Origin of the sequence: Mammaliicoccus fleurettii (assembly GCF_003970575.1) — a bacterium.
Classification (GTDB): Bacteria; Bacillota; Bacilli; order Staphylococcales; family Staphylococcaceae; genus Mammaliicoccus; species Mammaliicoccus fleurettii.
In genome coordinates, this window is sequence record NZ_RXWZ01000178.1 from 1 (window position 1) to 11,487 (window position 11,487).

Consider the following 11,487-nt stretch of genomic DNA (forward strand, 5'->3'; position numbering starts at 1 on the left):
ACCTCTACAATTTTTCTTAGTCGATTACATTGTACTAAAGTGAGCTATATATGGCTCTTATTTTATTACACAATTATATGGACATATTCATTCTATTTATCATGTTGGGCAAGTCTTGATAAGTTCAGCTCGTCTATTTATCATGTTGAGCAAGTCTTGATAAATTCACGGGCTCTATTTATCATGTTGGACCTGTCTTGATAAATTCACGGGCTCTATTTATCATGTTGTGCCAGTCTTGATAAATTCACGGGCTCTATTTATCATGTTGTGCCAGTCTTGATAAATTCACGGGCTCTATTTATCATGTTGAGTAAGTCTTGCAATATTCAGCCTCTCTATTTATCATGTTGGACCTGTCTTGCAACATTCAGACGCTCTATTTATCATGTTGGACCTGTCTTGATAAATTCACGGGCTCTATTTAGCTTGTTTGTCTCGACTAGCAACATTCAACCGCTCTATTTAGCTTGTTGGCCCTGTCTTGATAAATTCATTTATTCACAATAGAAAAGCCGGGACAAATTAATTTGTCCCGGCTTTTTAATATTAATTTTATTCTTCTTGATAGCCATTACCTGATTTATACTCAAAGTCTGATGGCTTGATTTTCTTGAAGTCTGGATTGTCATAGAACCTGAATAAGTCTCCGTGTAATAATTGATCGGATAATTCTAGTTCTTTTTCAACATTACTCTTGTTTTCTTCTAAATCTTTAGGTTTAGTCTTCATAGGTTTATTGGTCTTGTTGTCGTATGTTGTCGTTCCAATCGATTTATATTCTGGTGTGATAAAGTCACCATTTCTAAATGCGACTGTTTCATCATGTCCTTTAGATAATAAATCTGTACCAAACATTAAGTAGTTATTTGATTTTATACCTAAAACATCAAGTAAAGTAGGCATAACATCAGTTTGACCACCGTATGTTTCATCAACTCCACCTTCTAAACCTGGAACTTTCATAAAGAACGGTGTTCTGTTTAAGTCCATAAATTTAGCTGGTGTGATTTCATCTTCACCTAATAAGTTAGCCATTGCTTTATTATGGTTCTCTGAAATACCATAATGGTCACCATAAATGATGATAACTGAATCATCATACAGGCCTTCTTTTTTAAGTTGTGTCATAAATTTCTCTAATGACTCATCTAAATAACGTGCTGTTTGTACATAACCATCTAATGTTGTACTACCAGTATCTGGTTTCTCAATAGTTGCGTCTTCTTTACTCACTGTGAATGGGTAATGATTTGTTAACGTAATTAAATGAGAATAGAAAGGTTGTTTTTGTTCTTTTAAATGTGATATTGATTCATCAAAGAATACTTCATCTTTTAAACCTAAGTTTTCAAGATTTTTTTGTTGCATATCGTAATAAGTTGCGTCATAGAACTTATCTACACCAAAATGTTTGTACACTTGATCTCTGTTCCAGAATGTTTTGTAATCGCCGTGCATGACTGATGTTTCATAGCCTTGCTTTTGATTTAATATTGCTGGTAAGGATTGATAAGTATTGTCGCCTTTCAACGAGAACGCTGATCCTTGTGGTAAGCCATAAATACTATTATCCATCGTTAATTCTGAATCGGCAGTTTTACCTTGACCGGTTTGATGGAAGAAGTTTGGATAATATTTATAACCTTTATTACCTTTTGCTAACGAGTTTAAATAAGGTGTTACTTCTTCCCCATTTACTTTAAAATCAATTAGGAAAGATTGAAAACTTTCTAAATGAATCTTAATAACGTTTTTATCTTTTGCGATACCAAATGTTTCTTTGTTTGGTTCTTGATATTTTTGTTTCGTAAAGTTTTTAACTTCTGTTAAATCATCTTCACTTGCTAAAGCTTTTTGTGAATTATTTTGAATCGTTTTAACACCGTCATATACAGTGAAGTTGTAAGGCCCTAAATATTTAACTAAATATTTATGGTCAAACGTTCTTGTTAATAATTCTGGTCTATCTGACTCAGCAAAAGCTAAGTTTAAGAAGAATAGTGCAACTGCTACGCCCATAACAACTGGGACGAATTTTTTCGGAAATGCTTTTGTAGTAAACCATTTGCTTTTAAAGATAAGTACAAATAAAAACACAATTGTATCTGTAAAATATATAAAATCGTACCAAGAGAACGAGCTATATACTGCACCAGACATAGATTCAACATTACTCACTTGGTTTAAAGTGCTGAATGTTAAGAAATCAGAAAAGAATCTGAAGTATACAACGTTTGCATAAAGCAAGAACGATAATACAAATCCCGTTATAAAAATAAACCAAAATGACTTCTTCCCTTTAAAGAATAAGAACACACTTAGAATTAACGCAATTAAGCTATATGGGTTCATTAATAAAATCAAGTTCTGTACGAGTCCCTTTACCCCGAGTGACAAGTCTACATAATAGGCAAAATAAGTCTTTAATGCTATTGCTAAAATCGTTAGCAAGAAGAATGTAAAGACGCCTATCTTCCTATTTTTAGTTTTCATACCTTTCCTCCGTATCTCAACTCATATCAATTATCATTATTATTTCATTACATATTATTGAAGGTTGTAATATTCTCGTAATATTTATTTATGTTCAGTATTATAATTTATACTACTTTACAATAAATTTCAACTAATAACCATAAATTAATCCAAAAAATGTGTAAAAAGTGCATACAAAAGACACAATTTACACATGTGCATTATTTATTTAATTCTTCATTTAACTTATATTTTATCCCTGTTTTAATTTGTTTTATAAACTGAGCGTGTTTTTTTAAATTTAATTCAGCTTCTTGAATTGTGAGTTTCTTAAAAATCATTTTAGAGTTATGTTTTTTTTGCGCTAATTTATCAATATGATAAGAAGCAATTGTACCTATTTGAGGATAACTTGATAATGATTGATGATCGTTTAACATTACAACAGGTTGATTTTCTTGATTTAATAAAACAGTACCTTTTTTTACACTTAAGAATGGTTGATCCACAATTTTACGATTGATAACAGACTTACCTTCTAATGTTAATCCTGTTCTATTAAAACGATTTGTTACTTTATAAACTTGATTTTCAAGATGCTTTATTTCTGCTTCATTAAAGTGCGTCATGCCTTCTCCAGAAACTACATGGAATATATCTGTAAAATAATTTAAGGCTAACGTATATTGATCAACACCCCAATCAGCAGTCTTAGTTTCTTCTAAGTTCTCGAATAGTTTCTTTTGTAATGATGTATAATTTCTACACATTTCTATCTCATCACCTACTTGCAGTATACGACCGTTGTGGCCACCCATTTGCAAGCGTATACTCGTTGACTTAGAACCTAACCATTCTTCTGCTACAATGCCACCAGCAATCGCTAAGTATGCTCTTGTGCCTTTTGCGGCTTCACCAAAACTTAGTACCTCACCTTTATTCATTAAATGAATCTTATATGGTGTTATTTTTTCATTATCTTTATATGCGGGGAAATTAGCGCCAGTAAAAGCAATTAAAGTTGGTTCAGTAAATTGAATGGCTGGTAACTTAAATGTCATTTCAATTAATGCTTCATCTTCATTATTTCCAACTAGCATATTAGCTAATCTATGATTAAATTGATCGATAGAACCATTTTTAACAATCCCTATATGTTGATACTTTTGTCTACCTAAGTCTTGTATTGAAGTGTATAATCCAGACTCTCTAATAATTACTGACATGGGTTATACCCTCCATCCTTGCTTTCTAATTCTTCAACTACATTTAAAATGACATCATCACCAAAATTAAGTTTACATTCACTACTCTGTCTATCAAAGATCTCAACGTTCGTCCAACCAATAACTGGCCAGTCTCCGCTCGTATCAGTAGTAGTGATAAATAACTTATCTCGTTCTATACATAATGAGCCTTTAGGAATAAATTGTTTGTAATTGCAGTTGTCCGAAAATAAACGGTGACTTAACCCAGACAAATAAGGGCATCCTGGTGTGTGACCTATCATGGAAACAAAATAAGTTCTCGATTCGAGTACTTGTAATTGTTCGTCTGTTGATAAATCTGTTAAATGGTCAAAATCAATACCATACTTACCACCAATTACGACATCTATTGCAATAGATTTTTTTATGATTTCTCTATTATTTAAATCCTTTTTCTTCTGATAAATAATACGTTCAACAAATTCTGTCATATATTTATATGGCTCATTGATTTGATGATTCATCATCATACTATATGGATGGTAAACAACCATTAAACTATTTTCACTTGGAATGACCTCATCTATAAAAGGCATTTCTTGATTCAATATTTCTAATCTAAATTCATTTATTTCATGCGTTAACTGTCTTGAAGGTTCACGATCACTCATTACTGTGAGTGCAGAATCCCCCTTAGGATATATGCGCATTTAAAGACACCTCATTCTATTTTGCTATATAAAGCATCATTCTTTACGATAAAATACATCTGTTAAATCAATAAAAACATGCGTTAACTGATTAACAAATAAGCCTACAAAAACAATTGCTACGGCAAATCCAATATATAAATACGCAAAACTTTGCTTATTTTTTTCTTGTCTTAATTGACTCAAGACTACACGTTTTAAGTAAAATGCTATTAAGATCACTATTACTAAATATAATAATGCTAAGAACATATCTTTTCACCCGTCCTTATATGATGTTTACTATTTTACTATTTGTATCTTTAGATTACCATCAAAATTTAAAATCTATTTTAGTCCATTCTCTCAAACTATTAATCATAAATACTTCGTAATTACCATTTTTTATATGTTTTAACATTGTATTCTTATCAATAGTTTGTTCTTTAATGTATCCTTCTTCTAGCAGTTCTTGTCTCATACAACCATTTAAAATTTGTTCTTTATATAAGGGTGTTATGTAAGTTTCTCCATCTTTAATAACAACATTGCCTATATCAAATTCGGTTATTTCATTCTCTTCATTATAATATAATATGACATCAGTATCCTGTTCATGAATAAAATGATTACGTTCAGTTGTTTTATTTCTAATATACTTAGAAGCGATTGGCTTAGCTTGTTTTAATTTTGCTGTTAGTGGTTTCATAGATTCAACTAACTCTTTAGTTTCCATATTAAATACACCATCTGAAGTCAGTTCTATTCTTAATTTATACGTTCCATCTCTTTGACTTTGTTCGGCATTATCAAGTAATTCGTTCCATTTTTCAAGTTCAAATGGTATTTCTAAATCTTTAGCACTTTTTAAAATTCTTTCTCTATGCTTATAACGTCTTTGTATAATTCCCTGTTCTATTCTCATCGTTTCTATCAAATTCACTTTAGGTATCTTAAGAATTCTAGTTTTCATTTTAAATTCCTCGATTTCCGCTTCAGCAACTGAATCAATTGTTATACCTGAACCAACTCCATAAATAGCTCTATGCTCATTATTATGTATCGTTCTAATAGGCACATTAAAAATCATTTTCCCATCTGGTAATAATACACCAATCGCGCCACAATAAATACCTCTAGGCTTTTTCTCTAAACTTTTAATAATTTGCATAGTGGATTCTTTAGGTGCTCCCGTTATTGATCCACATGGGAATAGCGCTTGAAGAATATTAAACAAAGTAAGTTCATTTTTTATTTGGCTACGTATTGTGCTCGTCATTTGATAAACCGTTTTATATTTTTCGATTTTAAACAAATCTATCGTTTCTACTGTTCCAACTTTTGAAATTTTACTTAAATCATTTCTTAATAAATCAACTATCATTACATTTTCTGCTCTATCTTTTTTAGAATGCTTTAATGTATTGAGATTTTCTTGATCTTCAGTTTCATTATTACCTCTAGAAATCGTACCTTTCATTGGTTTAGTTAACAATGAATTTGCTAAATGCTGATGCGGCCCAAGTTGAAAGAAGAGTTCTGGAGAAATAGAAATAATCGTTTCATTATCGTGTTCAATATATGCTTGGTAATCACCATTAGATTCTTCAGTTAATGATTTAAAATAAGAATACCCATCTTGAATTGAATTAGAAGTTAATTGTGTCGTATAGTTCACTTGATATGTATTACCTAATCTTATTTCATCTTGTATAGCATGTATATTATGAGCTAACTCGTCATTAGTGTTCATTGCATGCCATTCAATATTGTTATTGGATTGATTATGACTAACTAATTCACTAAATTGTTGAACAGGTTTGTCATACACTTGAATTGAGCCATAATTATCCCCAGTTCCGTACACCTCTAGAGATGGATCAAACGCTATAGCACTTTCATATGGCAAAGTTATCACAACGTAGAATCCTTTACGTTGATAATAACTCGCTTTATCAACTAATGATTGCACTTCATCTATACTATTAGCAGTAAGTGTATCAATTGGATTTTGAAATTTTAAGTCTAATTTTTCTTCATTTTGCAAGTCACTAATATATTTAAACTGAATATGTGTTTTCAATTTGAATACCTGCTTTCCTTAAGAAGTTCGCTAATTGTTCTAAACCAAATTCACTTAATATTGATTCAGGGTGATATTGAACAGCTTCAATTGGTAAAGACTGATGTCGAATTGCCATTGGTATTCCGCCCTTTGTACGCGCCGTGACAATAAATTCTTGCGGAATCTGTTGATTATCAGCTATTAAAGAATGATATCTAGTAACTTGAAATGATTGAGGTAAGTCTTTAAACAACCCCATTCCATCATGTGTTATTTGAGCAGTATGCCCATGAACTGGTCGTTCACCTTTTATCACTTTGCCTCCAAATGTAGAAATTAACAATTGAAAACCTAGACATACGCCAAGTATCGGTACATCTTTATAAATATTGTAGATACAAGACTTTAACTGTGTATAATCATCAGGATGCCCAGGTCCAGGCGAAATAATAATCACGTCCGGATTAATAGCCTTAACTATTTCTGCAGTTACCTCTTCAGACTTCAAAACTTTTATTTCAATATTTTTAGTAATTATTTTTATATATTCAATAATGTTATATGTAAATGAATCGTGGTTATCTATCATCATAATCATAAGTTTACACGCTCTTCTTTCCTTAATTTCAAATTAATCATACCATATCATAAACTTGCTTTTACAAAATGATTATATTATCATTTGTATATTCAATAAACTAAGAGGTTACTAGCTTACACCCTCTATAAAAAACTAGACTCCTACGTCTACCTTTTTATAGAAGGCAGGCTTTTTTTATGCCTTTATAAAGGAGAAACATTATGTCAGAAACATTAAAAAATGCAAAAGCACTTGTCGTATTTAGTGGAGGACAAGATAGTACAACATGCTTATTTTATGCAAAAGAACATTTTAAAGAAGTAGAATTAGTTACGTTCCAATATGGGCAAAGACATGATTTAGAAATTAAGGTTGCTGAGGACATTGCTAAAGAACAAGGATTAAAACACCACGTACTTGATATGTCTTTACTTTCACAACTTTCTCCAAACGCATTAACAGATCATAATATGAAAATAGAAAATGATGAAAATGGAATTCCAAATACATTTGTACCTGCTAGAAACTTACTGTTCTTATCATTTGCTGGTGCGTTAGCCTATCAAATAGGTGCTAAACACATTATTACAGGTGTTTGCGAAACAGATTTTAGTGGCTATCCTGATTGTAGAGATAGTTTCATCAAATCTATGAATTTATCACTTAACTTATCAATGGATAAAGACTTCGTTATACATACACCACTTATGTGGTTAAATAAAAAAGAAACATGGGCATTAAGTGACCAATTAGGCGCACTAGACTATGTTAGAGAAAAAACATTAACATGTTATAACGGTGTTATGAGTGATGGTTGCGGTAAATGTCCTGCTTGTAAATTAAGAAACCAAGGTCTAGGCCAATACCTACAAACGAAAGGAAGTTTATAATGCTACAACAAATTTATCCAAGTGTTCAACATCCTTATGCCTTTGAACTCAATAAAGATTTCAACTTTTCTAGTGCTCATTACATTCCTTATGAAGAAGCTGGAAAATGTGAAAACATCCACGGTCATACTTACTTTGTAAACTTAACAATCGCAGGTAACGAGCTAGATAAGATGGGATTTTTAGTAAACTTCAGCGAACTTAAGACATTAATCCATAAAAGATATGACCATAGACTATTAAATGACTTTGAAGAATTTAAAGATAACAGTCCTTCTACCGAACAAGTTGCACAAACAATATACAATATCGTACAAGAATCTTTAGACAAAAGAGTAAACAAACCTAAATGTGTGCAAGTCTTTGTCAGAGAAACACCAACAAGTTATGTCGTTTATCGACCTTTAAAAAACGGTGACAATAATGCCTAAAATACCTGTTTTAGAAATTTTCGGTCCTACCATTCAAGGTGAAGGATCAGTCATCGGACGAAAAACGATGTTTGTTAGAACAAGTGGCTGTGATTATAGATGTAGCTGGTGTGATTCTAGTTTCACTTGGGATGGTTCAGCTAAAGATGATATTCGACTACTTGAACCAGAAGATATTATATCTGAATTAGACGCACTTGCTCCAAACAAATATCAACACGTAACTATATCAGGTGGTAATCCAGCACTAATAAAAAATATAGGTCCATTAGTAGAAACTCTTAACGACAGAGGTATTAAGACTGCACTCGAAACACAAGGATCAAAATTCCAAGCTTGGATGACGCTAATCGATGACTTAACAATTAGTCCAAAGCCACCTAGTTCTGGAATGAAACCAAATTTACCAATTCTTGATGAAGTTATAACACAATGCGTTCAAGACAGTCTTTCACTTAAAGTTGTCATTTTCGATGAAGACGATTATCAATTCGCGAAAGACATACACAACCGTTACCCTTCAATACCATTTTATCTACAAGTTGGTAACCCATATTTAGACGACAGCGTTTCAAATCATACAGAAAAACTATTAGAAAAATACGAACAATTAATAGATAAAGTCATGAACGATACATTAAATGACATTTACGTCTTACCACAATTGCACACTTTATTATGGAGTAATAAAAAAGGCGTTTAATATTTCTCAGGAAATAATTTTTAATGATGTATGTGAGATAGAATTAAGATTCTTGAAAAAATGAGATGAGTTGTAGATTAAGTCGGAAGTTAATCGAAGAGTTCGGCCAAGTTGTAGATTAAGTCACTAGTTAATCGAAGAGTTCGGCCAAGTTGTAGATTAAGTCACTAGTTAATCGAAGAGTTCGGCCAAGTTGTAGATTAAGTCAGGAGTTAATCGAAGAGTTTGGCCAAGTTGTAGATTAAGTCAGTAGTTAATCGAAGAAATCGACCAAGTTGTAGATTAAGTAGGCAGTTAATCGAAGAAATCGACCAAGTTGTAGATTAAGTCAGGAGTTAATCTAAGAGTTCAGCCAAGTTGTAGATAAAGTCACAAGTTAATCTATGACATTCTCAAAATCAACACTATAAAACGAAAGCCTGGGACAACTATTTTGTCTCAGGCTTTCATTATATTGAGATTAGACTTCTGTCCAACCCTCTTTTATGCTATTTTCTTTTTATTCTGCGACATTTTATATAGTCCAAAAATAGCGATACCTATTAACATGAATATCCACCATGGAATATAAACTTTCATCATATCTTTAAATATAATGTTTGGTGTTAATATTAATAAAGCTGGAATTACGCCAACTAATAAACCTGCATAAACTGTTTCTTTCAGTGTCTTATATTTAGATTTATCAAATATATATCTTTGAATAATATTGAATAGAATTTTCACTATAAAGAATCCACCTATTGGAACTAGTATTAATAGCGAAATCATGGATATTATCGGTGTCTTATAGTCTGCAAAAATACCAGCTATACCTGAGACAATAAAATAAATACTATAGAAGTAAGCAACACCCATCATTACCATCTTCATAATTGCTTTGTTAGATTCATTAGGCAGCTCTTCTAAAATTTCATCAGCATGTCCTTTAACGTCATGTCCAAAAAATGTTATAGCTGATGTACCGTGAGAAGTAGCTTCTAATAAATGATCTAATACATCCATCAAAATAACTTCTGTCTCATGTTCACTAACTCTTAAGTCTGTTCTTACATATAATAAGAAGTCTTCATATACTTCTAAATCTTCTTCATTTAATTGCTTTCTTTTAGTATTATTTTCATCAATCAATTGTTTAGTTGTTCTTGTCATCGTCAGTACTCCCTTTTAACAATTTAGTAATTGGGTCTTTTATTTTTAGCCATTCGTTACTAACTATTTCTAACTCTTCTCTTCCTTTATCAGTTATATAGTAGTATTTTCTCTTTGGTCCTTGTTCACTATGTTTAAATTCACTATAAATAAATTCTTTGTTCAACAACCTCAGTAAAATCGGATAAATCGTTCCTTCGCTTACTTCTGTAAATTGATGTTCATTTAGTTTACGAGATAATTCATAACCATATACTGGTTGAGATTGAATAATAGACAAGATACATGCATCTAACAAACCTTTTCTCATTTGTGTCTTTATAGACGACATAGTAATAACCTCTTCCAATTTTTACTACTACTTTGTATTACAAGATAGCTTGCTTCAATACTAGTAAATTACACTTATAATGTCAAATACTCTTGCAAAATCTTTACATAAATATATATTTAGTGATTAAATGTTAAGGAATTGTTATAATTCGTAGATGAGACTAGTTTAAGGTAGGAGACAGATATGGCATTTCTCGTTTCAATTAATATCATTCTGTGTATCGTCCTAATGTCATATAACTTTATAGTAATGAATAAGAAAAAGCGTATAAATCATTTCGCTATTTCAATAACAATTGCTTTGAATGGTTTAGTTTCCTTTATAATCATCAAAGAAATTAACTTCATCACGATAGCTGTAACAATTATGTTACTTATATGGGCATTCTTGCATACATGGATTCAAATTAAATATGCTCCAAACTATATTGAAAATCAATTTTTTGTACTTTATATCATTACTATTGTATTTAGTGTGTCTTTAAATGTCGTTTATTTAGACAGTAAACTTTCAATATATCAATCTGTGCCATATTTTGGTGTCAGTTTATTTATATTTGGGCAAATTATTGCTTACCTTTCATTGTTTACTCAAGCAATCGAAGCAGATGGTAAAAGACTTTCAAAAATCTACCAAAAAGGTATATACAGATACTTTATACATCCTCGATTAGTAGGAGAAATCTTATCAATTGTAGCAATAATATGTATGATTGTACTTACTCCACACTGGTTTATATTAATACCAGTATTCCTGTTTTATATTTTGTTTATTTTATGGCAAAAGTTATTTAAAACATCTTATTATGTTTCAAATGCAAAATAACTGGGTACTTAATTATAGAAATAGAAATATAATAAGGAGGTACTGAGCTGACCCCAATTTGTGGGAATAAAATAAAAACACTTTCGTTGAATTCATATTAAAATGAATTTATACGGAGGTGTTTTTTCTATG

12 protein-coding genes are annotated in these 11,487 nt (G+C 31.1%); 4 read left to right on the forward strand and 8 right to left on the reverse strand.

Annotation, left to right across the window (positions count from 1 at the left end):
* Positions 1–555: 555 nt before the first annotated feature.
* The 6 genes from ltaS to CD129_RS11790 form a co-directional block, all read right to left on the reverse strand.
* Positions 556–2,496: a polyglycerol-phosphate lipoteichoic acid synthase LtaS gene (gene ltaS / locus CD129_RS11765; protein WP_115337719.1), complete on the reverse strand. Its 1,941-nt coding sequence runs from the start codon at positions 2,494–2,496 to the stop codon at positions 556–558.
* Positions 2,497–2,699: 203 nt separating this feature from the next.
* A complete protein-coding gene (locus CD129_RS11770) occupies positions 2,700–3,704 on the reverse strand; it encodes a 5-oxoprolinase subunit C family protein (RefSeq protein ID WP_115337720.1) in 1,005 nt (334 codons plus the stop codon).
* On the reverse strand, positions 3,695–4,396 hold the full coding sequence (locus tag CD129_RS11775) for a carboxyltransferase domain-containing protein (RefSeq protein WP_078357352.1): 702 nt from the start codon (positions 4,394–4,396) through the stop codon (positions 3,695–3,697). The genes CD129_RS11770 and CD129_RS11775 overlap by 10 nt, the downstream gene beginning before the upstream one ends.
* A 36-nt stretch (positions 4,397–4,432) precedes the next feature.
* Complete coding sequence (locus CD129_RS11780) at positions 4,433–4,648, reverse strand: hypothetical protein (protein ID WP_115337721.1); 216 nt, start codon at positions 4,646–4,648, stop codon at positions 4,433–4,435.
* 61 nt (positions 4,649–4,709) lie between these two features.
* Complete coding sequence (gene pabB, locus CD129_RS11785; RefSeq protein WP_115337722.1) at positions 4,710–6,458, reverse strand: aminodeoxychorismate synthase component I; 1,749 nt, start codon at positions 6,456–6,458, stop codon at positions 4,710–4,712.
* The gene (locus CD129_RS11790; RefSeq protein WP_115337723.1) at positions 6,436–7,038 is read right to left on the reverse strand and encodes an anthranilate synthase component II; all 603 of its coding nucleotides are present in this window, start codon (positions 7,036–7,038) and stop codon (positions 6,436–6,438) included. Before CD129_RS11790 ends, pabB begins: the two co-directional genes overlap by 23 nt.
* A gap of 203 nt (positions 7,039–7,241) precedes the next feature.
* Here CD129_RS11790 and queC point away from each other — a divergent pair, with 203 nt between their 5' ends.
* From queC to queE, 3 genes are read left to right on the forward strand one after another with little or no spacing between them, the layout of a single operon-like run.
* Positions 7,242–7,910, forward strand: a complete 669-nt coding sequence (gene queC / locus CD129_RS11795; RefSeq protein WP_115337724.1) for a 7-cyano-7-deazaguanine synthase QueC — start codon at positions 7,242–7,244, stop codon at positions 7,908–7,910.
* Positions 7,910–8,341 carry a 6-carboxytetrahydropterin synthase QueD gene (queD, locus tag CD129_RS11800; RefSeq protein WP_078357347.1) on the forward strand — a complete coding sequence of 144 codons (432 nt, stop codon included), beginning with the start codon at positions 7,910–7,912 and terminating at the stop codon, positions 8,339–8,341. The genes queC and queD overlap by 1 nt, the downstream gene beginning before the upstream one ends.
* On the forward strand, positions 8,334–9,044 hold the full coding sequence (gene queE, locus CD129_RS11805) for a 7-carboxy-7-deazaguanine synthase QueE (RefSeq protein ID WP_078357346.1): 711 nt from the start codon (positions 8,334–8,336) through the stop codon (positions 9,042–9,044). The genes queD and queE overlap by 8 nt, the downstream gene beginning before the upstream one ends.
* Before the next feature lie 483 nt (positions 9,045–9,527).
* Here the strand turns inward: queE and CD129_RS11810 are convergent, their stop codons facing one another.
* Positions 9,528–10,196: a DUF1129 family protein gene (locus CD129_RS11810; protein ID WP_078357345.1), complete on the reverse strand. Its 669-nt coding sequence runs from the start codon at positions 10,194–10,196 to the stop codon at positions 9,528–9,530.
* Complete coding sequence (locus CD129_RS11815) at positions 10,180–10,527, reverse strand: PadR family transcriptional regulator (protein WP_078357344.1); 348 nt, start codon at positions 10,525–10,527, stop codon at positions 10,180–10,182. Before CD129_RS11815 ends, CD129_RS11810 begins: the two co-directional genes overlap by 17 nt.
* A 186-nt stretch (positions 10,528–10,713) precedes the next feature.
* On the opposite strand from CD129_RS11815, the gene CD129_RS11820 reads away from it, so the two are divergent.
* Positions 10,714–11,355: a hypothetical protein gene (locus CD129_RS11820; RefSeq protein ID WP_115337725.1), complete on the forward strand. Its 642-nt coding sequence runs from the start codon at positions 10,714–10,716 to the stop codon at positions 11,353–11,355.
* Positions 11,356–11,487: the final 132 nt, after the last annotated feature.

Bases quoted from the DNA above. Each gene is read 5' to 3' on its own strand.
- queC (WP_115337724.1), top strand. From the start codon at position 7,242: ATGTCAGAAACATTAAAAAATGCAAAAGCACTTGTCGTATTTAGTGGA.
- queD (WP_078357347.1), top strand. From the start codon at position 7,910: ATGCTACAACAAATTTATCCAAGTGTTCAACATCCTTATGCCTTTGAA.
- ltaS (WP_115337719.1), bottom strand. From the start codon at position 2,496: ATGAAAACTAAAAATAGGAAGATAGGCGTCTTTACATTCTTCTTGCTA.
- CD129_RS11810 (WP_078357345.1), bottom strand. From the start codon at position 10,196: ATGACAAGAACAACTAAACAATTGATTGATGAAAATAATACTAAAAGA.
- CD129_RS11815 (WP_078357344.1), bottom strand. From the start codon at position 10,527: ATGTCGTCTATAAAGACACAAATGAGAAAAGGTTTGTTAGATGCATGT.
- queE (WP_078357346.1), top strand. From the start codon at position 8,334: ATGCCTAAAATACCTGTTTTAGAAATTTTCGGTCCTACCATTCAAGGT.
- CD129_RS11780 (WP_115337721.1), bottom strand. From the start codon at position 4,648: ATGTTCTTAGCATTATTATATTTAGTAATAGTGATCTTAATAGCATTT.
- CD129_RS11770 (WP_115337720.1), bottom strand. From the start codon at position 3,704: ATGTCAGTAATTATTAGAGAGTCTGGATTATACACTTCAATACAAGAC.
- CD129_RS11775 (WP_078357352.1), bottom strand. From the start codon at position 4,396: ATGCGCATATATCCTAAGGGGGATTCTGCACTCACAGTAATGAGTGAT.
- CD129_RS11790 (WP_115337723.1), bottom strand. From the start codon at position 7,038: ATGATTATGATGATAGATAACCACGATTCATTTACATATAACATTATT.
- CD129_RS11820 (WP_115337725.1), top strand. From the start codon at position 10,714: ATGGCATTTCTCGTTTCAATTAATATCATTCTGTGTATCGTCCTAATG.